This window comes from Paracoccus yeei ATCC BAA-599 (genome assembly GCF_000622145.1).
Classification (GTDB): Bacteria; Pseudomonadota; Alphaproteobacteria; order Rhodobacterales; family Rhodobacteraceae; genus Paracoccus; species Paracoccus yeei.
In genome coordinates this window covers 52896-78277 of record NZ_KK211402.1, presented here as the reverse complement: position 1 = coordinate 78277, position 25382 = coordinate 52896, and the positions used below count along the sequence as shown (strand labels likewise).

Here is a 25382-nt window from a genome sequence, read left to right as displayed (position 1 = left end):
GCATGGTGCTTCGTCCCCGGTACGGATTGTCCCTCTGCGCAGGCGGCGGAGGCCTTGATCTGGGCGTCATGCTCGCCGAACCCGGATATCACACCCGCTGCTTCGTCGAATGGGAGGGCTGGCCGCGATCCGTCCTCATCGCAGCCCAGCGCGCCGGGTATTTTGCCCCTGCCCCAATCTGGACCGACCTGCGATCCTTCGATGCCCGCCCTTTCCGCGGGGCCTTCGACACGGTTCTGGCCGGATATCCCTGCCAGCCCTTCAGTGCTGCCGGAAAGCGCAGCGGCGCCAATGATCCGCGGCACCTCTGGCCCGATGTCGCCCGCGTCATCAGCGAGTGCAACCCAGAGTGGGTCTTCCTCGAAAACGTCCCCGGTCACGTCACCCTCGGCCTCGAAACTGTCCTGCGAGAGCTTTGGGGACTGGGCTACACGCCTGCGGCGGGTCTGTTCAGCGCGGCAGAAGTCGGCGCGCCGCACCAGCGGATGCGCATCTTCATCTTGGCCCACACCGATGAGCCTGCACCCCGGCACCAACCGCTACAACCCGGCAGGCAACAGCGACTTCACCCGGAAAGCGGAAGCGCTGGCGCTGGGCATCACCAACTGGTCGACGCCGAAAGCGACCGATGGCGCGAAAGGTGGGCCCGGCCAGAGCTATGGATCGGGCGGGACGCCGCCCTTGCCTGCGCAGGCCGCGCAATGGCCAACACCGGCCGCACAGAACTGGAAGGGATCCAGCGAGGCGAGCATCATCCGAGCCGATGGCAAGTCCCGGATGGATATCCTGCACTACCGGGCGGAACAGGGCTTCACCCTCCCGGCCCCGGCGATCACGCCGGATGGGCCGCAGTCCTTACCGCACGCCCCGATCTCGCGCCCGCTTTGGGCTTCGATGATTGCCTCGCATGGGCGCGTCGTCTCGCGGCGGATCCTGAAAGGCCGGTCGCGGCGGCGGCTGAACCCACTCTTCGTCGGATGGCTGATGGGCTGGCCCATCGGGCACGCGCTCTGCGCCTGCTCGGCAACGGAGTTCACCCTCTGGCAGCGGCACATGCGTGGCGCGCTCTCGCAGCTGCCCATGGCCTCGGGCCCGTGGATCTGGCGGCCGACCGATGCGGCCCAGCGCCCGGCGCAGATGACGCTGTTTGAGGGGTGGCCTGAATGACGATACAAGGAAAGATCGGGCGACGAGGCAGCCAAAAAACCAAACGCGCATTGGGCGTACAGGCGGCGCTGGAATGGGCCTTCGGGGTCGAAAAAGCACAACTGGAGCTGCCCCCGGCCAAGGACGGGGCCGAGGAGGGTTTTGGCTTCGGCCTCGAGTACATCCTGCTGCAACGCGCGATCCTTGGCTGCAAGATCGATGGCGGCCAACACAAAATGGGTGGATATGTGCACGCGGACGCCGAGGTGATCGCCGCCACCGTCGCGGGCATGCCCGACACCTTGGGTGGTAAGCGCATGGCGATCCGGGTCGCGGAACTGGCCCGCGCCGGGCTGACCCCGGACTGGATGCCAGGGGCCGTGCCACGCTGTGTGCCGGTCGATATCAAGCGCAACCGGCACGGCGACCGCGCGGTTAGCGTCGTCGTCGACACCGCCCGGGCGCTGATCAGCGGCAAGTGGCGCATCGTCGAGGTCCGCGCCTGCCCCGTCACCTTCACCCCAACCCCGCAGCAGATCGATGCCGCCCGCCAAGCCTATAACGACTGGTGGCAGGCGCTGGACTGGGTGCGTGATGGGCTGATCGCGGGCGGCATGCTGCGGGAGGTCGAGGTGAGGGCGGTAATGCCCTCTTCAAGACCATGGACGGCCAGAAAACCCCGCCCGCCTAGATGACATACACTCAACCCTTAAGCGAACTTAATGTATAGTTCATCCTCGAGGCCCAATTCGGCCAAGATGAATTTCATCCGCTCGAACTTGGACGTGGAATCGATATTAGCCTCCACAAAATACCCCTCTCCAACCTGGACCGACTGGCGCAAGCTTGCGGGGTCGGAGGTCAGCTGGATTCGGTCACCGAGTTTGGTGCCATGGAAGGCGTCGGGTTGTTCCAACAGCAGCCGTTGAATCACCTCGACATAAAGTCGGCTCACCTGTGTCACCCAAAGGCGATTGCCGAGGAACACTGCATATTCGAGTTTCTTGAACTTGGGTTCCTCCGCCTCAAAGATGTTGACCTCTTCCACATCGGGGCCAGCCAACACATCTACGCTGGGTGCGGGCCAGACTTCGAGAAAACGCAGGGCGATGCGTTCCGCCCGCGCTTCAACCTGCGCCACGTTCCAATGATCGAGCGTCTGCAGGTCGCGGTTGAGCCAGAGCCGGCTGAAGCGGTAGCCCTGTTCGCCACCGTCATGGTTCATGTCGCGCTTCTCGGCAAAGGTCTTGTTGCCAAGGCGACCATTATTGCCCGAAAGGGTCAGGTTCCCGATTGTGTTGAGATACTGCTCCCCCAAAGCGGCAAAATCGTCTTCATCGACTGTGTTACGCCATTCCGGGTCCGGCTTCTGCGGGAAGATATGCTCGATGGTGATTCCCGGCACTGTGACATCCACGATTTCGCGGTTGTTGTGGTTCTCGAGCCGGTCGAAGAAATAGGTCCGCGTACGCCCCTTCATGCTGTACATGTCCTTCTCTTTTAGGACGGCCAGAACCTCCGGGTCGCGCGGGAAACGCTGTGTGCCGCCGCGCTGCATCAGTGCGCGCTGGACCGATTTCAGATAGTCCTCAAGCTCCACACGGTCGTAGAGCCCCATGAAGATCTTGTTCAGCGCATTGGTCGGAAGGCCCAAGATCGCGCGCCGCCAGACATAACTTTGCACCAGCTGCAGCACCGCTGCAAATTCGTCACGTACGATCACTCCTGACTGAAAATCCCGATAGACCGGCATCAAAAAGGGGTAGGACACATTGATCTCGAGCGTGCGAATATAGCCCAGCTCGCGCGAGATCACGGCGTCGGTTTCCATGTCCGGGTTCAAGAGGCGCGCATAGACATTCGACAGATCGCGGATCTCATTCAGTGCCTCCATCAGCTCGGGCGAGCTGGGAACAGGGAAACGCTCCTTGAACTTGGCGTAAACCGCGCCCTTGTTGGGAATATCCTTCTGCTTAAGCGTTAGGTAATCCCGGATGAAATCTGACAAACGGCTTTCGTTGACCTCAAGATTGCGGGCATTGCGCTCGATAGGCTCCCAGAACTTGCGGAACACCTGCTCCTGTTCCCTGCGCGGCAACCCCATAAGGATGTAGTTGCGGATCAGGTCCGCCTGCGACAGTTCCAGCCCCGTCGAGTTCAGGCTCTCGAAAATGCGCTGCGGATTATCCTTCTGCCGATCGAGCGCGATGTTGACAAATAACAACTTGGACAGGCCCTTCAGAACCGTCGCCACGTTCGACGCATCGATCCTGCTTTGGAAGAAGCGGAAATTCTCGATCAGGCGCGAATACCCGCTGACCTTAACCGCCTCCTGCGGATCCATCATCTGCGCCAGCGCGGCCTTGTTATTGTCAGTGGGTTTCAGCTTCAGCTTCTCGGCATCTTCTGCAAACTCGTTGATCAGATAGGTCTTGTAGATGCGCTGGGCTTCACGATCTTCGCCCGCAGCAAGGAAGTGCCGGTAGATCGCGATATAGATCAGGGTGAGTGTGGTCAGGCGCTGTTGGCCATCGATGATCGTGAATTCTTGCAGGGCAGCGACAGCATGCACGTCATCATGGACGTAAACGATACTGCCGATGAAATGGCCCGATTGAGTCTCGTCAGCGCCGACGGCAAGAATATCCTTGAAGAGCTGCGCACATTGCGTCTTTGCCCAGTCATAATTGCGCTGGTAGACCGGAATGGCGAACGCAGTCTCATTGCTGCCGAGGAAACGATCAACCTTGGTCTCTGCTGCCTTCATCAAATGGCCCCGATTTAACTGTTTGATAAGTGCCTACCCGCTGAACGACACAGAGTCACGTGCCAGCGCCATCGGCTCGCCGTGGATCTGGGCAACAACATGGGCTTCCTACTGACATTCATGGTGATTGGTCGAGCGAGGTCACTGACCTTCATGTATGGGCCATGAGGTCGTCGACCTTCGTGGCCTTGACATACTTTGCAGGATTGGGCCCTTGGCCGATGGCTACGAAATGCTGTTGTCCACAAGCAATCTTACCAGCTTCCACATCGCGCAAGTCATCTGCAAAGAGGCTTCCTTTTGTTTCTACAACAAAATAGAGCCGTTCCTCGCCGGCCGCTTCAACCAAAACCGCCCAGTCTGGGTTGTATGTTCCCAATGGAGTTGGAACTTTGAACCACGCAGGCAACTTGGCGTAAATCTTCACGGCCTCGTTCTTCTCGAGCTGCTCTGCAAAGGTTCGCTCGACACCACCGGAATCGTAGATCACGTGCTCGAAAACTGATTTCGTTGCGTTCTGAAGCATGTTTTTCAGGTATCCCATCAACTCTTCCTGCTGGAACAGCTCTTGGGCGTAATATTCGCCTTCGCCGATCTTCTGGTACTTGATGCCGTCCACCAGCGCCAAACGCTTGGTCCGATTGATGGTTTCGGCTGCGATCTCGATAAACGCCTGAGGGTTGCGCTTGAAGTCGTTCAACCGCCCGCTTGCTGTGAGGATGTTGACGAGGCTCTTCCGCGTCAGCTGCGTGCGATCCTGCAACTCCGTCAAGACATCAGGCAACGCGATGTCGCCCTCCTCAATCGACACGATTGTGCCGCTGTTCTTGTCGCGCTCTTTCGCCTCTACGCCGCCCTGCCCGATCAAAAGGTCAGCTTTTCTGATCCGCACCCGAGCCTTGGAAACTGGCGGCCCGTCTCCGATTGCCTTGGCACAGTCGGCGACCAGCTTGTCATTGTCGAAATGGACGCGGTACGTGGTCTTGTGCTTGATGCGGTTCCACAGCGCCTGAAACTCCGGGCTTTCCAGAACAGCTTGGCGCGTTTTCACTACCACCCGGTCGTCGGCATTCTTGATGTCCAGTTTGCCCGCTACCTTCTTCAGCAGATCGCGCACCGCGCCTAGATGTGGCCGCAGGGCTTCTGGCAGGTCAAGCTTTCCGTCTTTCAGCGCCTTGCGAAGGGTATCCTGCACTTTGCCCTTTGCATCGACATACCCCTGAGCCTTTAGATGGTCGAAAATGGCGGCGGAATCATCGAAGCCCAGCATGCCAGTCGATCCATCAGCCTTCGTTACCGGAATGGCCGCAAACTGGTGCTTCTCGACGATGCCGAACTTGATGCCGGTATCCTTCTCGATTTCCCTTTGAAGGTTCTCGGCAAACTCCTCGTAGCTTTCGGTCGCGATGACGGTCAGCGTGTTGATTTCAAAGCCACGCAGCCGTTCGCCTTGCTGGTTAACACAAAGGCGCAAGCCACGCCCTATGGTCTGTCGCCGTTCCCGTTCGGTCCCCATTTCACGCAAGGCACATATCTGAAAAACGTTGGGGTTGTCCCAGCCCTCCTTCAGTGCCGAGTGCGAGAAGATGAACTTCAGCTTGGTGCCGAAGCCCAGAAGCTTCTCTTTGTCCTTCATGATCAGGTTATAGGCGCGTTCGGCACTGTCGCGGTTGACCTGGTTGTTTTCGGCCGTGTCGGTCCATCGCTTGTTCTTGTCGATCGAGAAGTATCCATCATGCACATCCTGCGCTTCTGAAGTCATGTCGACCTCTGCGAACAGGCTGACAAAATCCGGCAACTTCGAGGCGCGGCGATATTCCTCTTCGAACATCAGGGCGTATTTGCCCTTCACCGGGTTCCCGGCCTCATCGTAGGACCGGTAGTGATCGACCGCGTCGATGAAGAACAGGCTCAGAACTTTGACACCGAGCGGGGCCAGGCGTTTTTCCTTTTCAAGATGCTCATGGATCGTGCGACGGATCATCAGCCGCTTGACTGCGCCTGGGTCCACATCACCCACCGCCTGACCGACGCCTAGAAATTCCTCCGCCCCCGGAGTTTTCACCTCCAGCAGGGAATTTGCGCCACTCACCCGGATCTCGCCGATCCTGCAATCCTTGTAGATCGCGCGCCCGGTTACCTCTTCCAGATCGTCGCCGTCCTGGACTGTCACCTCTTTGCGGCGCACGGCCTTGCCCTCGGCCCTGTCCAGCTCGACCTTTGCCGTCACGGCGCTTCGGCTGTTGCTGGCAGAGATGAACCGTACATAGGCCTTGTTGTGCCCGCCTTCGACTTCCAGCGAAGCGACCTCGATCTGCTTCACCAACTTGCGTTCATAGGCGTCCACCGCGTCCAGCCGGTAGACCATATGATGCTTGTTCGCATGGGTGGCGGAATAGCGCAGCGTGCACAGGGGGTGCATTTCATCTAACGCTTGCTTGCCGCGCCCTTCCAAACCGCCATCGACGCTTTGCGGTTCGTCCACGATGATCACCGGGTGCGTCGCACGGATCAGGTCAATGGGCCGCTCGCCGCCGGTCTTTTCGCTGTCCTTGTAAAGGTTGTTCACGTCCTTCTTGTTGATAGCGCCGACCGTCACCACCATGATCTGGATCGTCGGGCTGGTCGCGAAATTCCGGACCTGCCCCAGCTTGGCCGAGTCATACAGGAAGTAATCGTAGGGCTGGCCGGAATAGAGGCTCTTGAAGTGCGCCTCGGTGATCTGCAGCGTTTTGTACACGCCCTCTTTGATGGCCACCGACGGCACCACGATCACGAACTTGGTGAAGCCATAGCGCTTGTTCAGTTCGAACACCGTGCGCAGGTAGACATAGGTCTTGCCCGTGCCCGTCTCCATCTCCACCGTGAAATCGCCCGAACTCAGACCGGCCGAGGGCGGCAGGCCATTGCGCAGCTGGATTTCCTTCAGGTTGCCGATGATCTCGTCATCCAGCAGGGTCAGGCGGTTCCCGATGCCAAGCTCACTTTCCACCAAACCCAGTTCGCCCTGCACATCACCACCCGCAGCGCGGGTCACGGTGAATTCGGTGCGGTTGGTTTCCTGGCCGCGGAACAGGTCGCAGACCGCTTCGATAGCAGCGTGCTGATAGTCGAGGTCGGATTCAAAATGGAGTTTCATGTTCGTCCCCCGGTGATCAGGAGCATGTTGTTCTTATGCCTATCCTCTTTCGGATCCTCGACCGCCGGAACGGCCTCAATATGGGCGATATAGGGATCGGGCAGCTCATGTTCTCTGGCACCAAACGCGGCCAGCGCCTTGTACCAAGTATAAGGCTTCAGGTTTGGGTTCGTCTTGGTTGCCTTGTAGGCGGTAACGGTGGTCGCAACGCCCTTGTGATAAACGACGACCTCGACCTCGTCATAGCCTTGGCCAAGCCCTTCTGCGCTATCTAGGGCCGCTTTGTCGTCAGCTGAAATCTCGTAAAGCACGCCGAACACGGACGCTCCGGCGGCTTCGCTTATGACAATGTCAGCTTTGCCTGATCCGTCGTTGCTGATTTTGTGCCAGCGAAGCTCGTAGCCGCGCAGCTCCGCAACGCCCATGGCAACGGCAGAAGGGCAGCGCGCGCGAATGCGGGCGGTGGGCATGTTTGAGCCGTAAGCGAAGGTGATGATGGGAGCGCTGGGCATTACAGGCTCCGCATGTCGGTGATGCCCGCTTGGGTCAGGATGGCGGCCATGTTCAGTTTGGCGTCGTTGTCGGCGAAACCGGAGTCCTTGAACACCACGCGGGTGTCCACGGCGGGGTTCAATGCTTTGCGCCAGGCGGCGATGCCGATGCCCAGTTCCTCGGCCACGTCGCGGGTGATGCCGTCAGACAGGCAGGCGATCAGCGCACCTGCGCCGATGGAGTGCACCGCCTTGCCTGCGATCTGCTGTTGCTCAATCGGCACGCAGAGGTCGAGGCCGAGCTTCAGCAGCAGTTCGGTGAGGATATCGGCCTCGGTTCGGCCTTGGACGAGGTGTTCGGCATGGGCCAAAAGGGTGTTCTCGAGATCTGCGGCGACGGGCTCCCATGCGCGGATATTCGATGACGCGAGTTTATAGACGCGGAAGCCAGTATCTCCAGAAAACATCGGGTTATCCTCGCGGATCTTTTTCCCGGCGCGGCGCAGTCTCTCTTTAGTGATTTCTGCGATGTTTGAAGGCTTTTTAAGCTCAGCACAGAAGTCAGCAGCGATTTTTTGGTCAGAATTTTCCGCACTAAGCGGCTCCGGAAGCTGCACGAGGATATACTTTCGTTGCGCATTTCTCGCTGCATTTTCCGCCATAACAGCGTGCCCCATAGTCCCACTGCCCGCGAAGAAATCCATAACCAGATCATCCGGATCACACAAATAGGATACGAGTCGAGACAAATCAGAAACTGGCTTAGGGTTATCAAAGACCCGATGCCCGTCGAATAGAGAATTGAACTGGTTTGCTGCCGTTTGCGCGTAGCTGTAGTGAACACTTATCATGACCTGATCAGAATTTTCAAAGATGTTCGTTCTTACACGAGGAACGGTGGTCTCATCCGGTCCGAAAACAACTCTTCCACGATCCACTTCTTCCCAAAATCTAACAGAAGTGGGATAGCGCCAACCGCTTATTGGAAGCTTACACGGAAGGTTGGTAACTGGATGCAGCACTTCATATCTAGGTCCATCACCGCCTGGCCAATTAATGTTCCCATCGTCGCGGTATGGCCCTCTCTGATCCACCTTGCGGAAACGTGTCAGTGGCTGCTTCGGATCGTCATCATCGATCTTGGAATACCACTCCAAGATACCATTTCTGACTTCATCCCAATCATCTGCATGAATTTTTCGCAATCTTTCGAACTCAATCTTCAGTTCGTCGACACCTTCTTTATCACCTCGAAAGATGATCTTTTGATCCGAAAGCTTTTGCTCATTCTTAAAATACGCGACCATGTACTCGTGGCCAACAGAAAAGTACTTTGCATCATTCTTTCGATTTCGGTCAAATACTAGGGTTGCAATGAAGTTTTCCTCGCCGAAAATTTCGTCCATGATGCGCCTAACATTCGGAAGTTCGACATCATCGATGCTCAGGAGTATTACGCCGTCTTCCCTTAATAGGCTGCGCGCAAGCTTCAACCTTGGATAAATCATGTTCAACCAGTCAGTGTGAAATCTGCCAGAGCTTTCTGTATTTGATGTAACTCGCTTTCCTTCGAGGTCTGCTTGGCCAGTAATTTGGAGATAGTTTGAGATGCTATCTTTAAAGTCGTCTGGATAAACAAAGTCCTTGCCCGTGTTATAGGGAGGATCGATATAGATGAGCTTTACTTGGCCTCCATAGCTTTTCTGCAAAAGCTTCAGCACTTCCAGGTTGTCACCCTCGATCATCAGGTTCTGCGTGGTGTCCCACTCCACGCTGTCCTGCGGGCAAGGCAATAGCGTTCCGGTTGAGGGCGTCAGCGCGATCTGCCGCGCCCGCCGCTTGCCGTGCCAGTTCAGTCCGTATTTTTCTTCCCGGTCATCCACAGCGCCGCCAAGCACCTGTTTCAGCACCTCGAAATCGATCCGGCCTTCGCTGAACGCCTCGGGGAACAGCGCCTGTAGCGCCGCCACGTTGCCCGCCACGATATCGGCGCTTTGGGTTTCGGGGTCGTTCTGCGTCAGTTTTTCAATCTCGGGCATCGGGTCTTCCTGTTCTCAAAGGTCTGTCTTCAGGTCCGCAAGTGCGGCCTGCAGGCGCTGGATCTGCAAATTCAGATCAACACGCCCCTTCATCTGTTTTTCGCGCCCGGCTTTGGCGCGCAACAAGGCAATCTCGCGCAGCAGCCGGGTATGGTTTTCCAACGCCTCGCGCCGTCGCTGGACTGAATCGTTGTCATCGGTCGCCAAATAAACGCCCGACACCTTTGCAGCCTGCAACGCTTCGACTCGCGCAAGCCAGCCATCGTAAAGCGTATTCAAGTTGTGCCGGGGTTGGCGCACCAACGCAAGGCTTGCCAGAAAGGCCTGATCCACTTCGGTGAAGCCAATCGGCCCGGTGCTGACAACCCGGTCGATGACGATCCGCCCCGCCTCGCGCTCTGCCGGGCGTTTGTGGGCAAGCGACAAGGCCGCGCCTTCGGCATCCGTAGTGATAAGCAGCACAGGATAGGGGATGGCGCGGTGGATCAGTTCGATCAGCCGGGTCGTCTTGGCCTCGGGCCGGAAGGCGCAGCCGACTGCCGCAATCTCCAGGTATTCGCGGGCTTCATCCTTGAAGCTGGGCACGCCGATGGTCGTGGGCTTGCAGGCCGCGAACCATTGCAATTCGTCGATCCCGTCCAGAATGATCCGCTTATCGGCTGCCGTGGGCGCGCCCTGTTCTGCCAGCATCTTCTTTGGCACGCGCATATCAACCCGTGCGCTGGGCGGCAGGCCGAATGCTTCGACCACGTTCGATATGCTGGCCGGCACCGTCACGCAGGCGTCTCGCCGTCAGGCAAGATCACGACGAAGGCCACAACCTCAAAATCATTGATCCCGGCAAACTCGCCCTTCATCGCATGGGTGCCGCCCGGTGAGAACAAACTGGCGACGGCGCGCTCTTGGCTTTTGCCAACAATAGAAGAGACGGCACGCGCGAGGAGTTTCTGGTAAGGCTCCATGTCGCGACCCATCCGCGTGATCTTGTCAAAGCGCTGGCACGCCTCTGCATCCGGCAGGTCGCGCCCGATACAGAGCTTCTTCAGCCGGTCTAGTACCTGCTTTGCCTGCGTATAGGGTAGCAGCACTTCTTCGTCGTCGCTGACATGAACGACGAAATGCGGGCTGAGCGGATAGCCCGCTTCGGCCGCTTTATCGGCACCTTCACCGACAGCCCGCAGACAGAAAATCGCGCCGGGCCGGATGGAGGCCTCTGGCCCCGCTCCAGTGTCGGGCGCGGTCGAGGTGACGGCGTAGGTGCCGAATGGCAAAGCATCGAGCCGATCTTTGTTGTCGCGCAAGTATCCCGACAGATCGATGCGGAAGTCGTTCAGCGTCAAATCGGCGATGGACACGCCACTGGATAGGTCTTCCAGGTCAATCACCGTGTCTTGCAGCTGCTGCAACTGCGCACGGCGATATTCGAGGTCGTTCATCTGATTGCCAGCCTGGAACTCGATCACGTTTTCCTCGCCGGTGGCCGAAACGTCGAGCAGGACCATGCGACCGCTGACACGGGACTCAAGATCAAGGTATTCATCCAGCTCCATATTGGGCCAGAAGTTGACCAGCTGGATTTGGGTGTTGGTCGATCCAATCCGGTCGATCCGGCCGAACCTCTGGATGATGCGCACCGGATTCCAGTGGATGTCGTAGTTGATCAGAAAGTCGCAGTCCTGCAGGTTCTGGCCTTCGGAAATGCAGTCGGTCGCGATCAGGAAGTCGATCTCCCCCTCTTCCGAAAGCTCGACGGGGCGCTCCTTCGACCGGGGCGAAAACGCGCTGAGGATAGTGCCCATATCTGACCGCAGGTTGCGCACCGTGGTCTTGTTCGCCCCAGTTCCGCTGACGACAGCGGTGTTGATGCCCAGCGCGGTCTTAGCCCAAGGCGCAAGCTCGCGGTAAAGATACTCTGCGGTATCGGCAAAGGCGGTGAACAGAAGCACCTTTCTGTTGTCCGCGTTGATCGGCGTTTCAATCTTGCGCGCAATGACCTGCTTCAATGCCTCCAGCTTGGCATCGCGGTCGGCCGTGACGGCCCGCGCCGCAGACAACAGCGTGGCCAGCCGATTGCGATCTTCGACGAGGTCTTGCCGCCAGCGAACACGATCAACGTCTTGCAGCAGGACTTTGACCTTTCTGCCCACAAGAAGAGACTCAAACGCGGGATCATCCACATCGAGGTCATCGATACTGATCTCGCTGACACTTTCGTCGTGGGCATCAATGTTGGCCAGCAGCGCCTCGACATCGGTCAGTTGGCGTTTGATGGTCAGTGCGAACGACGCCACCGAGCTTTCCATGCGCTTCAGTATGTTCACGCGGAGAAGGTGAATGAGGCTTTCTTCCCGGTCGACCTGGCGGAAGAAGCTCTCTCCGCCCCTGATCTTGGTGCTGTACTTTTCATCATAGGCCGCCTGCTTGTTCGGCAGGACATAACGGAGCGGCGTGTATGACCCAAGGTTCAGCCGCCTGATCTCGTTGTTGATCTCCCGGATCGGGCGGAACTCACCCAACAGATCTACATCGGCCTTGATGTTCGATGGCCGAAGACGCTCTGGAAATTGCCCCGTTTCGGCCGTCCCATAGTAGCGCTGAACATGCTTGCGCGACCGGGCAATGGTCAGCAGGTCGAGGAGCTTGAAATAGTCGAAGCCCAGCATGTCCATCAGACGTGACGGACGACGGTCAGCATCTGCAAGGTCCAGCCACTTGTTGAACTGCGCCTGCGCCTTCCGGATGGTGGCCTCGATGCTGGCAATACCGTGCTTGCTCAAAGCAAGATCATCGCCCTCGGTCATGAAGGCGATCTGGTTTTTCAGATCTGCGAGGCGGTTGTTCACCGGGGTGGCAGACAGCATCAGCACTTTGGTTTTTACGCCCGACTTGATCACCCGCTTCATCAGGTGGTCGTAGCGGGTGTCACGGTCCTTGTGCGTCGCCTTGTTGCGGAAGTTGTGTGACTCGTCGATGACGACCAGGTCATAGTTGCCCCAGTTCACATGCGACAGATCGATATCGCCCGAGGATCCACCATCGCGCGACAAGTCGGTGTGATTCAGCACATCGTAGTTGAACCTGTCAGCGGCAAGGATGTTGCGTCGGTCGTTGGCCTTGTAGAGAGTCCAGTTGTCCCGCAGCCGCTTGGGGCAGAGCACAAGCACGCGATCATTCCGCAACTCGTAATATTTGATGACAGCAAGTGCTTCGAAGGTTTTGCCAAGGCCGACACTATCGGCAATGATGCACCCACCGATCCGCTCTAGCTTGTCGATTGCACCGACGACGCCGTCGCGCTGGAAACGGAAAAGCTTGTTCCAGACAACAGCATTTCGGATGCCAGTGGCAGATTTGATAATCCGCTCCTCATCCAGTTCGTCGCCAAGGTCTTTGAAGAGCTGATAGAGAACCTGAAAATAGAGCAGTGAAGGCGGGCGCTGTGACGCGGCCTCATCCAAAAGTTCAACCAGCTGCCCGCCCGGATGGGAACCTGCACCAAGACCATTCCAGTGCGTTTCAAACCATGCCCCGAAGGTCTCAGCTTCGTGCACGTTCTCAGCGACTTGGACGATGCCAAACTCAGCGCCGGGAGTGATTCCCAAACCTTCGGTCGAGAAGGAGCAGGATCCCAGCAGTGCTTTTCGCCCTAAGGACGGCCCACCGACAATCAAAGACTGAGGTGGCACGGCCTTCGTGTGTCTAACCTCAACTGCCTTCTTCAACCAGTTCGAGGCCCGCCCGGCGAGCCAACGACCCTTTAGCCTTGCACGGAGGGCTGTTTCCTCTGCACCGCCAAAGAGCCCGTCAGCTACAACATCACTATGTCCGAGTATCATTCGGCATTTTCCTGCCCGCTCGAGCTGATCAGCCACCGCGTCAAATGCGTGCACAGAGAAGGAAGGCGACATGACATCAATGGTCGAGCCTTCGGTCGGCCACGACTTCAGCTCATCGAGCGCACGTTCTCTCCCGCTGTTACTGATAAGCTTCATGCGTTTCTACTCCACCACAGTCCTGTTGGCGCGCGTGCTGCGCCGAATCCCAACTCCACTACTAAGTGCAGAAGATATCGGGTCAACACAAAGCGTTAGGACCAAGACCATCGATGCGGACACAATCGTCACCAGAGATACTTTGGACCCCACCCCCCCGGCATGGTTCCTCCCTGGCCCGATCCGTATACGGGGGGGCTTAGCGCGCCACTTTTCTAGTGACTGGCTTTTTCACCGGGGAATCCACTTGGAAGCCACCCCGGCGGCCCTGCGGGAAATTGTGACTCAATTTCAGAACCTTACCCGACAGCATCGGTGGCCAGAATGGATTCCTTTTGGAAGCCAGGGAATCCACTTGGTGGGTTCTTTTGGCCAGAAAAGCCACCGTCGGAAGCCACCCTCAGGCCAGATCGGCAGAACACCTTGATTCTACGCCACAAAATGTATTGACATTTCTAGCCCCCTTGACGTACCCCTTGATTGTCGAAGAGTTGCGCCCGGAGGAAACCCCTCGCGGGCGCTTTTGCTTTCCCCCCCATCGCGGACCCTGACACAGCAACCGGCGTTTGCCGGGGCTTGCATTGGTCTGTCCGCCCTGCCCCGGATCCGAACCCCACCCATGGACCTTGTCTTTGCGCCGAGCCAGATTGAAACTTGGCCTCTCGACCGGCTGCGCCCCTATGCCCGCAATGCCAAAATGCACGGTGACGACCAGGTGGCCAAGATCGCCGCCAGCATGGCCAAGTTCGGCTGGACCGTGCCCTGCTTGGTGGCCGACGATGGCGAGCTTATTGCGGGTCATGGCCGGGTTCTGGCCGCGACCATGCTGGGGCTGACCGACGTGCCGGTGATCCGGCTTGGCCATCTGGATGAAGCGGAGCGCCGGGCGTACCGGATCGCGGACAACAAATTGACAGAGTTGGGCGAATGGGACGAGGCAATGCTGCGCGACGAGATCGCAGGGCTGCTGGCCGAGGATTTCGACCTTACGCTGCTAGGCATCAGCGAGGATGATCTCGATGCGCTGTTGCGGGATCCCGATGCGCTGGGCGGCGATGGCCCCGTCGAGGGCGAGGACGACGTTCCGGAGTTACCGGTCACCCCGGTCTCGGTGGCGGGTGACCTTTGGCAGCTTGGATCGCACCGGCTGATCTGCGGCGACAGCACCTCCGCCGATGTCGTCGGGCGGCTGCTCGGCGACGTGAAGCCGTTGCTGATGGTGACGGACCCGCCCTACGGCGTGGAGTATGACCCAAGCTGGCGCAACCAGGCAGGAGCGGCCAAGACCAAGCGCACCGGCAAGGTGTTGAATGACGACCGTGCCGATTGGCGCGAGGCTTGGGCACTGTTCCCGGGCGATGTCGCCTATGTCTGGCACGGCGCGCTTCACGCGGCGACGGTTGCTGAAAGCCTCTTGGTTGCAGGCTTCGCCATCCGCTCGCAGATCATCTGGGCCAAGGACCGGCTGGTCCTCAGCCGAGGCGATTATCACTGGCAGCACGAACCCTGCTGGTATGCCGTCCGCGCCAAGGGCAAGGGCCATTGGGCCGGGGACCGCAAGCAGACGACGCTGTGGCAGATCGCCAACCGGGATCAGGACGCCGACACGGTCCACGGCACGCAGAAACCGGTCGAATGCATGCGACGGCCGATCCTGAACAATTCCAGCCCGGGTCAGGCGGTCTACGAGCCCTTCATGGGTTCCGGCACCACGCTGATCGCGGCCGAGACGACGGGGCGTGTCTGCTTTGGCGTGGAACTGAACCCGGCCTATGTCGACGTGGCCGTGGAGCGCTGGCAGTCATTTACCGGCCAGGAGGCCGTGCTGGTGGAAACCGGCGATAGCTTCGCCGACCTGAAGGCGAAGAGAATGGCCGCATGAACGCGCCCCTGCTGCCGGGCCGGATTGAACATTGGCCACTCGCCCGGCTGAAACCCTACGCCCGAAACGCCAAGACCCACGACGCCGGTCAGGTCGTGAAGATCGCCGCCAGCATGGCCGAGTTCGGCTGGACCGTGCCGGTGCTGGTGGCCGCCGACGGGGAGTTGATCGCTGGCCATGGTCGCATCCTGGCCGCCGCGCATCTTGGGCTGACTGAGGTTCCGGTCATCGTGCTGGGCCATCTGACCGAAGCGCAGCGCCGGGCCTATCGCATCGCCGACAACAAGTTGACCGAGTTGGGCGGCTGGGACGAGGCCCTGCTGCTGCAGGAACTTCAGGCGCTGCTGGCTGAGGATTTCGACCTTGGGCTGATCGGAATCCCCGAGGATGAACTGGACGCCCTGCTGCACGCGGGCGACGACGACAGGACGTTGATCGACGACGACGCTGCCGATGCCATCCCTGCCCCGCCCGCCGAACCCATCACCAAGCCGGGCGACATCTGGGCGCTTGGCAAGCATCGGCTGTGCTGCGGCGATGCCACCGATCCAGCCATCGTCGCCAGTCTGATGCAGGGCGAACAGGCCACGCTGATGTTCACCTCGCCGCCCTATGCGCAGCAGCGGGACTACGGCGCCGCCAAGGAAAAGGTCGGGGATTGGGATGCGCTGATGCAGGGCGTTTTCAGCGCAGCGCCGGTCACGACCGATGCCCAGCTGCTGGTCAATCTCGGCCTCGTGCATCGCGACAGTGAATGGCAGCCCTATTGGGAAGGATGGGTGGAATGGATGCGCAACTCTGGCTGGCGGCGCTTTGGTTGGTATGTCTGGGATCAGGGGCCGGGATTGCCGGGCGACTGGAACGGCCGCCTGGCCCCGTCGCACGAGTTCATATTCCACTTCAACCGAAGCCCACGCAAACCGCACAAGACCGTCCCGTCCAAGCACGCGGGCGAAACTCTCGGCGGCGGTGGTCTACGCGGGGCCGACGGCACCGTCCCCGCCAAGACCGGCACCGGCAACGCGATCCAGAGCCACCGCATTCCGGACTCTGTGTTCCGTATCATGCGCCACAAAGGGGGCTTGGGCGCGGCCGGATCGCACCCGGCCGTGTTCCCCGTCGCGCTGGCCGAGGCGGTGCTGGAGGCATTCAGCAATCCCGACGACTTGGTGTTCGAACCCTTCTGCGGCTCCGGCACCCAGCTGATCGCTGCGGAACGCACCGGGCGGCGCTGCCGCGCGGTGGAACTGGACCCGGCCTATTGCGACGTCGCCGTGCGCCGGTGGGAGATGGCGACGGGCAGGACTGCCACTGTTGCACAATATGATTGACTGATGATGAGCCATTTCATCTAAACCCACATTTCCCAAGTAAGGCGCTGATTTCGCTGTCCTGACCATTATATTTCCTATATAAAACATGGTGTTGAAGGCTGCGAGGGGCGCGTTTCATGGATCACCCAGAGGGTGCGGGCTTGCAACGGGCAGATCGGGTGGATTTCGACCCTCGCGTGCGGCTGGAATTTCGCGGCACGCAGCTCAGTTCCGACGGCGGCCTTCTGGTGATGCGCGAGCTTGATGACGCGCTCGGGTTGTCCGATTTGGCGTCAGCGGCGCTGCGCGATACTCGCTCTGGCAAGAACACGGTCCATCGGCTCGACGGCCTGTTCCGGCAATCAGTCTTTGGGCGGCTGGCCGGATACGAGGATGTCAACGACGCCAACCGTCTCGCCTGCGATCCGGTCATGCGCCAAGTTGTCGGCGGCAGAGCGGTCGATGCACAAGCGGCCTCGGCATCGCAGATGGGACGGTTCGAGACCGAGACGCTGGCTCTGGCCGGGAACCGTGCCGCGCTGGCCGACCTGAACGGGCAATGGATCGACCGGTTCCATGACCGTAACGGGCTGAAGTACATCGTTCTGGACATGGACAGCTCGGTCAGCCCGACCCATGGCGACCAGGAAGGGTCTGCCTGGAATGGCCATTTCGACTGTAGCTGCTATCACCCCAACTTTCTGTTCAACCAGTTCGGGATGCTGGAACGCTGCGCCCTGCGCCATGGCAACGTCCACAGCGCCGATGGCTGGCGTGATGTTCTCGACCCCGTCATTGCGCGCTACGCGGAGCGCGACCTTGGTGGCAGGTTCTTCCGGGCCGATGCTGCCTACGCGATCCCGGCGATCTATGAGCGATTGGAAGAAGCGCGGTTCTTCTACGCCATCCGGCTGCCCGCAAACGCGGTCCTCAAGGACAAGATCGCGCATCGGCTAACGCGCCCTGTCGGGCGGCCGTCACTGACCAAGGTCAAGCGGTTCTTCGAGGAATTCGAGTATCAGGCGGCGTCCTGGGACAAGGAACGCCGGGTGATCGCCAAGATCGAATGGCATCCGGGCGAACTGTTCCCGCGTGTCGGCTTCATCGTCACCAACCTGCCGATGGAGCCGGACTGGGTGGTGCGGTTCTACAACCAGCGCGGCACCGCCGAGCAGCACATCAAAGAGGGCAAATACGCCTTTCGCTGGACGCGGCTGTCGTGCCGGAAGTTCCGCGACAATGAGGTGCGGCTGCAACTGCACGCCCTGGCGTACAACCTGGCCACCTTCTTGCGCTGCATCGAGCTGCCCGAGGCCATGGCCGACTGGTCGTTGACCAGCCTGCAACTGAAGCTGATCAAGATCGGGGCACGTGTGGTCCGTCACGCCCGCACCATCACCTTCCAGCTGGCCGAGGTCGCTGTCACCGGCACGATGGTACGCGCCATCCTCGCCGCTATCCGCCGATTGCGAGCGCCACCGCTATGCGCATGATCGCGATCCACGCTCAAACTGAACGAAAGCGGCTGGACAGATCTGTCCGCTGCGCTGAAAAACGCCGCCCCTGGGCAAGGAAACAGCGGCTTCGCGGTCTGATCCGTCCAGATCCAGCAGTCTGCGCGACCGCAGGTGCCGCTTGCGGCAGAAAATCCTTGTCTAGCGCTCGGATACAGGCGATCTTCACCTCAAACGACACGCCACTTGGGGAATGCAGGACGCACAGTGTATTGGATAAATCTAAGCCGCACTGCGATAGTTGAAGCAATGACCGACAAATTAACCGGTAGTTTGCATGGCCCTCTATATAATTATTGGAGACTATCATGAAGTTTGAAAAGTCACAGACAGCAGTCCACCGCCTGACCCCCGAACAACGCCGGATTACCCAGGAGTCGGGCACCGAAAGGCCCTTCACGGGCGAGTATAACGACAACAAGGAGCCGGGCATCTACGTCGACATTGTGTCGGGAGAGCCACTGTTCGCTTCGACGGACAAATTCGATTCGGGTTCTGGCTGGCCGAGCTTCACCAAACCGATCGTGCTAGCAAACGTGAACGAGGTTAGGGACAGCGCGCACGGCATGGTCCGGACGGAGGTCAGGTCGGTGCACGCCGACAGCCATCTCGGCCACGTGTTTCCCGACGGTCCTCCCGACCGCGGCGGTCTGCGCTACTGCATCAACTCAGCGTCCCTTCGCTTCATTCCTCGCGATGAGATGGAGGCCGAGGGATACGGCGAATATCTCAACCAGGTAGAGGAGGCCTAACATGCACCAGCGCGCAATTCTCGCAGGCGGATGTTTCTGGGGCATGCAGGATCTGATCCGCAAGCGACCCGGCATCGTCTCTACCCGTGTCGGCTACACCGGCGGGGATGTTCCGGACGCCACTTATCGCAATCACGGCACGCATGCCGAGGGGATTGAGATCGTCTTCGACCCGGCAGTGACGAGCTACCGGAACATCCTGGAGTATTTTTTCCAGATCCACGATCCTACGACGAAGGACCGCCAGGGCAATGATCGTGGGCTCTCCTACCGGTCGGGTATCTATTACGTCGACGAGGAGCAGAAGCGCGTCGCAGAGGACACGATCGCCGACGTGGATGCCTCCGGGCTGTGGGATGGCAAGGTCGTCACCGAGGTCGAGCCGGTCGGCGATTTCTGGGAGGCCGAACCGGAACATCAAGACTATCTGGAGAAGCGGCCCGGCGGCTATACCTGTCACTTCCCCCGTCCCGGCTGGGTGCTTCCACAGCGCCAAAAGGCTGGCGATGTGCAGCCTGCGGCCGACACCGCAGCGGAATAGTCTTCACTGACGTTGCCGCTGCGCCGCTCGGGTTCGCACTCTTCTTGACCGTGTCGTCAAACGACGCGGTCATCGGACCCCGCATTGATGAGGTGGTCATTTGAGTCAGCCGCCGTCGTAGCAACAGGATCGCAGAATTATGCCAGACCTCTCATCATTTCCGGTCACGCAGCGCTGGCCGGCCTCTCATACCGACCGCCTGCAATTGTACGCCGCGCCAACGCCCAATGGCGTCAAAGCCTCGATCATGCTGGAGGAGACTGGCCTAGCGTACGAGCCCCACCTGATCGACATCTCGAACAACGAGTCGAAGGACCCAGCGTTCGTCTCGTTAAACCCGAACGGCCGCATACCGGCGATCATCGATCCGGCGGGCCCGGACGGCAACCCCATTGCCGTTTGGGAATCCGGTGCGATCCTTATCTACCTGGCCGACAAGACGGGCCAGTTCATTCCGAGTTCACCCGCCCAACGTTACGAAACCTTGGCCTGGGTATTCTTCCAGGTGTCGGCCATCGGGCCGATCTTCGGTCAGCTTGGCTTTTTCCTGCGGTGGGGCGGTAAGGACTATGAGGACAAACGGCCTCGGCAGCGCTTTGTCGATGAATCCAAGCGTCTCCTCGGCATCCTGGATCGCCAACTGGAAGGCCGTGATTGGCTCGTCGACGACTATTCGATTGCGGACATCGCGACGCTCGGCTGGGTGAATGCGCTGGTTGAACTCTACGCTGCTGGCGACATCCTTAGCCTCAGCGACTATTCGAACATCCAGAAATGGCTCGGCCGTGGCTTGGCTCGACCGGCAGTGCAGCGTGGCCTGCAAATCCCTGCGAGGTCGGCATGAGCGTCATCGCCGCCTACTATTACAACGAAGGCAAGCGAATCCGGGAAATCGCGATCGACGAGCGCGTCCAACTCGACAAGGGTCGCTCGGGTTTCTGCTGGATCGCTCTTCTGGATCCCACCGCCGACGAACTTCACGCGCTTCAGGCGACGTATCACCTCCATCCGTTGGCAATCGATAACGCGATGCACCCGCTGTGCCCGCCCAGGCTCGACGTCTACAACGGCGAGCTATACATCGTCGCGCAGACTGCCGAACTGGTCGGCGACCGGATCAGCTACGGCAAGATGGCGATCTTCACCGGTCACAATCATCTCATCAGCGTGCGGCACGGCAACGCCGGAGCGCTAGGCAAACTTCGGGAGCAACTCGAGGCTTCGCCGGCGCTCTTCGGAAAGGGTGTCGACTACGTGCTGCACGCGATCTTGCACCGTATCGTCGACCAGTATCTGCCCATCTTCGAAATGATCGAGGATGACGTCCTCGCGATGGAGAAACGGTCGTTAGACGATTTTCTCGGACGGGCAGAAGTCGCCCGCATCTTCGGGCTGAGGGCCGAACTCACGCGCTTCCAACGCACGCTCGGCGCTATGGCCGAACTGGTCAGAAAACTCGTCCGCGGGCATTTCCCCTGCATCAGCGCCGAAGTGAGGCCGTACTTTAACGATGTCGCGGATCACGTCGATCGGGTGCAGTCAATGGTCGACGGCCTCCTTCAGGTCCTGTCTACAGTCTTTGAGGCCAGCAGCCTTTTGGAAGCACAAAGGATCGGGGTGATCACCCGTCAGCTTGCCGCTTGGGCGGCAATACTCGCAGTCCCGACGGCGATCGCTGGAATATACGGCATGAACTTCAAGCATATGCCGGAACTGGACACGGCCTACGGATACTTCGTCGTACTCGGGGTGATGGCGATATCCTGCCTTTTCCTGTTTGTGCGCTTCAAGATGGCCAAGTGGCTGTGAATACCGCGTCTCGCAAAACTCGCCGTCATCCGACCGGTCACAGCGCGCCCGACGCCGGGGCGGGCTCAATACGACACCAAGCATAGGTGCAGCCGTGACATCCCAAGTGACCGACGTTCTAGAAACAGTGCAGTCCTTCGTCGCCAAGGGCTACAACCGCGAGTACCGCGTCAAAGACGGCAATCTCGTCGATCTCGATCTCGGATCAACACTGGACCCTTGCGCCCTTCGCATCGACGCGGCGTTACGCCTCGAAAGCGGGAGTGACGCAGAAGACGCCTCCAACATCTACGCGATCACCGATCCAGCGACAGGGCACAAGGGCCTGTTGATCGACGCGTTCGACGTATTCGACGAAATGTGTCACCGCGACCTCTCTGAGCGCCTCGTAGCGCATCGGGAAACAGTCCCGCAGGTGACCAGGATGTGCCGAGCAAGCACGGACTGCGCAAAGTCTACAAGAGCGAGTTTGACCGCGATCCCGAGCGTTACGTTGTGCGGCAGGGCTTTCCAGACTTCCCAGCATGCCCCTTCGGCGGAGCCTTCAGCATTCTCGGCTTCGATACCGCCGAGCGGTCATATGTCTGGCTCGTCACAAGCATCATCCGAGATTCACGGCTGATTAGAATTCCTTATCAGGGAGAGGACGTCATCAGCGATGAATAGCAGGATCAGCGAGCCCCTGTGGTCCCCTCCCGAAGAGGTCGCGGACCAGTCTACCGGATATTTGTATTATCGAAACATAACGAGGTGATTTATGGATTGGAATAAAGACCATATTCGGGAAACTATGCTTTCGCTGGAAACTGCAGCCTTGCATAGCGCTCGCGACAATTATCTGGATTATGTCTCCACCGCTCGGCTCGATCGGAGCGAACCGATCGAAAACGACGAACTAGCTCAGGCCGAGGTCGCAAGCGACTTCGCCGAAGCGCTCGATGACACGCTCCATGACTATGCTGATAAACTCGAAAAACTCAGGACGATCGATTTCGGTCCCAAGTTGGCCGTCAACGAAGGCGCAGTCGTCAAGCTGTCTGGCCGCCACTTTGTGATCGCGGTGTCAACGAGCAAGTTCACCTGTCAGGGGCGTGAGCTCATGGGCATTTCCACGATGGCGCCGATCTTCGAAGCAATCGAGGGTGCCCGAGCCGGGGAGACCGTGCAGTTCAACGGACGGGATCTCACAGTAGAAGACGTAGAATAAGGCACCCCACCGCCGCCCACACTAATGCCGAACGTCCTGGGTCTTTCCTTGCATGCATATCATCGTATCGAGAGATCCCGTGATCATCGGCGTGCTCGGACAACGGGCGCCGGCCTTGGCCTGGTTTGGGGGACTCGGCTGCCTGCGTGTGACGGCCAGCACCGCCAGGATGATGAGCAACGCCGCCGCATAAAGGAACAAGCCGCCTGGACCTACGATAGCCATCGCCGCTCCCCCGATGAGGGGGCCCGCGGCTGTCCCGATCCCGTTGAGTAGCAGAAGCCCGCGCGCGGTGCCCAGTAGCCGACTGGCCGGAAGATCGTCGTTCGCGACCGCGAGGCACAACGAATAGATCGGTATGCCAAAGCCACCAAAAAGAGCACCCGCCGCGAGGAGCAGGGGCAGAGGTGCTTCCGCGGCCATCGCTACGCCGACGGCAGCCGCCGCGGACGCCAGTGCCGCACCGGCGATGACAAGATTTCGGGACACTCGATCCGAAAGCCAGCCGAGTGGCCACTGCAACGCCAGCGTTCCACCAAGAACCGCAGCCATGAAGGCGGATATGCCGCCCACATCGAGTCCGATCCTCTGGCCAAAGTTTGGGCCCATGCCCCAGAAACCGCCGATAGCCAGGCCGGCCAGGAACGCGCCAGCAGCAGCGAGGGGCGATGCGAGGACGAGGTCCCTGAATACGACCCGCTCCTGTTCGACCTGGGCCGGCGGATGACTGGGCAGCAAGGTGATCGGAACCACAGCCGCCGATATCAAGAGCGACACGATGAGGAACAGTGTCACGTCGGCGGGCGGTGCGATGTTGAGTAGCGCCTGCCCGATTGCCCATGAGCCCATCGAGACGACTCCGAATATCGACAGGAGTTGCCCGCGCGTGGATTGCACTGCGTGCGCGTTGAGCCAGCTCTCCGTTGCGAGGATCATGCCTGCATAGGCGAAGCCGGTAATCAGGCGAAGCGGCATCCAGGCGATCGGCTCCACGAACGCCACATGGAAAAGTGCGGTCATCGAAGCGATGGCCGCAAAGCCGGCGAAGGTTCTCTAAAGGGAGAGAGAACGGGTCTGGTGTCAGCGCTGCTGTTGGTAGAGAGTGGTGCATCAATGCCAGTTCAAGTTTAGCAACCGAAGGTGTTTTAAACGTGGGACATACTGAGTTTCTTGTCGTCGGTAACGGGCGAGGTTTCTCGAACATTGAAGATGCCATTGAAAAACTTGAGAATCTTTCAATGATCTTCAAAGGTCGCTGGCAGAGTAATCAGCTTCAGCAAGCTGGCAAGGCAAGTGAAGAAGCAATGATCTGCTTCGATCATGTTATCGGTGAGCTGATGCGCATTCGGGATAGCCGCAAAGTTGACCCGAACTATTCAAGCTCGAATTTCGCGAATTCCATGGCGGCAGTTTCTGGTCGATCAAAACCGAATGCATCTCCATCCGACGTTGCCTGCATCACTGCGGCTCCGGGAAATGCAATTCTTCCTGCATCAGCGTTGATTACCGACATCAGCCTTGAAAAAGCGCTGAACAAGGTGAAGCATCGCCACCCCTCCGCAATGAATTTCAGAATTGATGCCGATAGGCATATCTTTGTCTTCTGTGCGCTAAGCACGAATGGCTCGCTGGAAAGTATCGTAGAGTTGGATGTTCTATCCTTCTGCGAAAAGTGTCGGGACGCGGCGAAGGCCATCTAATAAGTCTCGAGTTGCAGTTCACGGCTTGGTATCCCGCCACTGAAGCCCATACACCGTTCCCCTGCCTACTGCCTTTTCGGCCGTGATGGGCAGCCCAAGCTTCTTCTTCAGGGCGCCGGAGATCGAGCCGCGGACGGTATGGGCCAGCCATCCGGTGGCCTCGACCATCTCGGCGACCGTCGCGCCCTGGGGACGCTGGAGCATGGCGATGATCTGCGCCTGCTTAGTGCCGACGCGAATGGCGACGGGCTTTGGCGCGTCGGTCTCCCCGGTCGTTGGCACGGCTTCCGCGTCCTTCTGCGGCTTCCCCTTGCGCGCACTGGAAACGGCGCTGGCCGCCACGGGCTCGATCCCGATGGCTTGCAGCCCGGCCTCAGTCGCGATCAGCGTGGTGCCGTGGCCGTCGCCGGTTTCACGCCACATCGGCTCGCCGCGCCGCAGGTTGGCCTCGACCTCTTCCAGCCAGCCGCGGGTGATCATCGCGGTGACCGCCTTCTGGGCGGCGGCGCCATGCAGGCCCTCGGGCAGTGGCATGGCGAGATTGCAGGGGCGGGTCGCGGCGCGGCTGAGGACGACGGTTTGGGTGTCGGTGAGTTTGGGCATCTTGGCCTCCTGTCATGGAATGGGGTGTCGTGGATGATCAGTCGCTCTCGGCCATTGCAGCGGCGACGGCGAAATGCTGAACCCAGCCGGTCAGATATGGCAGGCCTGCAGGGATCCCCTCGTCGCGCTCAAGCTGGCGCGAGATGCGCCATTCCTGCCATGTGCGGATCGAGGATTTGATCGCGGTTTCGCTGTCGATATTGCAGCCCACCATGTTGCCGACCACATCGTCGGCGAAATGGCGGCCCATGCGGCCGTCGAGAAAGTCGCGAATGCCAATCATCTCGTCCTCGCTGTTGGCGCGGATGGCGGTGGCGATCAGGGTTGAGGCCAGCACCCAGACCTCAACACTGCGGCGGTCGCGCTGCGGGCAAGTGGTCAGGGTGCCGAAGAAGCCGTGGTCAGGGTTGCGGCTGGGCAGGATGGGGTGCGTCATGGCGGTGGTCCTTTGGGTAAGTTGCATCGTTTTGCTGTGACAACCATCGCT

Annotated in this window: 21 protein-coding genes and 1 pseudogene; 13 read left to right on the top strand and 9 right to left on the bottom strand. The window is 59.5% G+C overall.

Going from position 1 to position 25382, the window contains the following annotated elements; translation table 11 throughout:
• Positions 1–2: 2 nt before the first annotated feature.
• The 3 genes and pseudogenes from BU28_RS26525 to BU28_RS0118065 all read left to right on the top strand — a co-directional run.
• Positions 3–509 (top strand): annotated as a pseudogene (locus BU28_RS26525) (DNA cytosine methyltransferase); the annotation flags it as partial.
• Positions 510–513: 4 nt separating this feature from the next.
• Complete coding sequence (locus tag BU28_RS26520) at positions 514–1167, top strand: hypothetical protein (RefSeq protein WP_028720662.1); 654 nt, start codon at positions 514–516, stop codon at positions 1165–1167.
• Positions 1164–1841, top strand: coding sequence for a hypothetical protein (locus BU28_RS0118065; protein WP_028720661.1), 678 nt, complete (start codon positions 1164–1166; stop codon positions 1839–1841). The genes BU28_RS26520 and BU28_RS0118065 overlap by 4 nt, the downstream gene beginning before the upstream one ends.
• Positions 1842–1855: 14 nt before the next feature.
• On the opposite strand, the gene BU28_RS0118060 is transcribed toward BU28_RS0118065, so the two are convergent.
• From BU28_RS0118060 to BU28_RS0118030, 6 genes are all read right to left on the bottom strand, one after another.
• Positions 1856–3913 carry a DUF262 domain-containing protein gene (locus tag BU28_RS0118060; protein WP_028720660.1) on the bottom strand — a complete coding sequence of 686 codons (2058 nt, stop codon included), beginning with the start codon at positions 3911–3913 and terminating at the stop codon, positions 1856–1858.
• A 151-nt stretch (positions 3914–4064) separates the two neighbouring features.
• Complete coding sequence (locus BU28_RS0118055) at positions 4065–7052, bottom strand: type III restriction-modification system endonuclease (protein WP_028720659.1); 2988 nt, start codon at positions 7050–7052, stop codon at positions 4065–4067.
• Entirely contained in the window at positions 7049–7564 is a 516-nt protein-coding gene (locus BU28_RS23735; RefSeq protein ID WP_036763528.1) for a gamma-glutamylcyclotransferase family protein, read from the bottom strand. Before BU28_RS23735 ends, BU28_RS0118055 begins: the two co-directional genes overlap by 4 nt.
• A complete protein-coding gene (locus tag BU28_RS23730; RefSeq protein WP_036763525.1) occupies positions 7564–9582 on the bottom strand; it encodes a site-specific DNA-methyltransferase in 2019 nt (672 codons plus the stop codon). Before BU28_RS23730 ends, BU28_RS23735 begins: the two co-directional genes overlap by 1 nt.
• Positions 9583–9597: 15 nt before the next feature.
• Complete coding sequence (locus tag BU28_RS0118035; protein ID WP_028720656.1) at positions 9598–10359, bottom strand: DUF4391 domain-containing protein; 762 nt, start codon at positions 10357–10359, stop codon at positions 9598–9600.
• A complete protein-coding gene (locus BU28_RS0118030; protein ID WP_028720655.1) occupies positions 10356–13574 on the bottom strand; it encodes a helicase-related protein in 3219 nt (1072 codons plus the stop codon). The genes BU28_RS0118035 and BU28_RS0118030 overlap by 4 nt, the downstream gene beginning before the upstream one ends.
• A 619-nt stretch (positions 13575–14193) precedes the next feature.
• On the opposite strand from BU28_RS0118030, the gene BU28_RS0118025 reads away from it, so the two are divergent.
• The 9 genes from BU28_RS0118025 to BU28_RS0117985 all read left to right on the top strand — a co-directional run bounded on the left by BU28_RS0118025 (position 14194) and on the right by BU28_RS0117985 (position 22592).
• Positions 14194–15456: a site-specific DNA-methyltransferase gene (locus BU28_RS0118025; RefSeq protein WP_028720654.1), complete on the top strand. Its 1263-nt coding sequence runs from the start codon at positions 14194–14196 to the stop codon at positions 15454–15456.
• Entirely contained in the window at positions 15453–16787 is a 1335-nt protein-coding gene (locus tag BU28_RS0118020; protein WP_028720653.1) for a site-specific DNA-methyltransferase, read from the top strand. Before BU28_RS0118025 ends, BU28_RS0118020 begins: the two co-directional genes overlap by 4 nt.
• Before the next feature lie 119 nt (positions 16788–16906).
• Positions 16907–18262, top strand: coding sequence for an IS1380-like element IS1247 family transposase (locus BU28_RS0118015; protein WP_006473457.1), 1356 nt, complete (start codon positions 16907–16909; stop codon positions 18260–18262).
• 329 nt (positions 18263–18591) lie between these two features.
• Positions 18592–19035, top strand: a complete 444-nt coding sequence (gene msrB / locus BU28_RS0118010) for a peptide-methionine (R)-S-oxide reductase MsrB (RefSeq protein WP_028720652.1) — start codon at positions 18592–18594, stop codon at positions 19033–19035.
• 1 nt (position 19036) lies between these two features.
• Complete coding sequence (msrA, locus tag BU28_RS0118005) at positions 19037–19576, top strand: peptide-methionine (S)-S-oxide reductase MsrA (protein WP_028720651.1); 540 nt, start codon at positions 19037–19039, stop codon at positions 19574–19576.
• 139 nt (positions 19577–19715) lie between these two features.
• Complete coding sequence (locus BU28_RS0118000; RefSeq protein ID WP_028720650.1) at positions 19716–20420, top strand: glutathione S-transferase N-terminal domain-containing protein; 705 nt, start codon at positions 19716–19718, stop codon at positions 20418–20420.
• Positions 20417–21385, top strand: a complete 969-nt coding sequence (locus BU28_RS0117995) for a magnesium and cobalt transport protein CorA (RefSeq protein WP_028720649.1) — start codon at positions 20417–20419, stop codon at positions 21383–21385. Before BU28_RS0118000 ends, BU28_RS0117995 begins: the two co-directional genes overlap by 4 nt.
• A gap of 106 nt (positions 21386–21491) precedes the next feature.
• Positions 21492–22007, top strand: coding sequence for a hypothetical protein (locus tag BU28_RS23725; protein WP_226341216.1), 516 nt, complete (start codon positions 21492–21494; stop codon positions 22005–22007).
• A gap of 135 nt (positions 22008–22142) precedes the next feature.
• Positions 22143–22592 carry a hypothetical protein gene (locus tag BU28_RS0117985; protein ID WP_028720648.1) on the top strand — a complete coding sequence of 150 codons (450 nt, stop codon included), beginning with the start codon at positions 22143–22145 and terminating at the stop codon, positions 22590–22592.
• Between the two features lie 21 nt (positions 22593–22613).
• On the opposite strand, the gene BU28_RS23720 is transcribed toward BU28_RS0117985, so the two are convergent.
• Positions 22614–23612 (bottom strand): MFS transporter, encoded by a 999-nt coding sequence (locus BU28_RS23720; RefSeq protein ID WP_233144939.1) that lies wholly within the window; start codon positions 23610–23612, stop codon positions 22614–22616.
• 131 nt (positions 23613–23743) lie between these two features.
• Here BU28_RS23720 and BU28_RS25725 point away from each other — a divergent pair, with 131 nt between their 5' ends.
• Positions 23744–24292 carry a hypothetical protein gene (locus BU28_RS25725; RefSeq protein WP_143809680.1) on the top strand — a complete coding sequence of 183 codons (549 nt, stop codon included), beginning with the start codon at positions 23744–23746 and terminating at the stop codon, positions 24290–24292.
• Positions 24293–24310: 18 nt separating this feature from the next.
• On the opposite strand, the gene BU28_RS0117975 is transcribed toward BU28_RS25725, so the two are convergent.
• Positions 24311–24895 (bottom strand): DUF3489 domain-containing protein, encoded by a 585-nt coding sequence (locus tag BU28_RS0117975; RefSeq protein ID WP_028720647.1) that lies wholly within the window; start codon positions 24893–24895, stop codon positions 24311–24313.
• Between the two features lie 37 nt (positions 24896–24932).
• Positions 24933–25331, bottom strand: coding sequence for a hypothetical protein (locus tag BU28_RS0117970; RefSeq protein ID WP_028720646.1), 399 nt, complete (start codon positions 25329–25331; stop codon positions 24933–24935).
• Between the last annotated feature and the right edge of the window lie 51 nt (positions 25332–25382).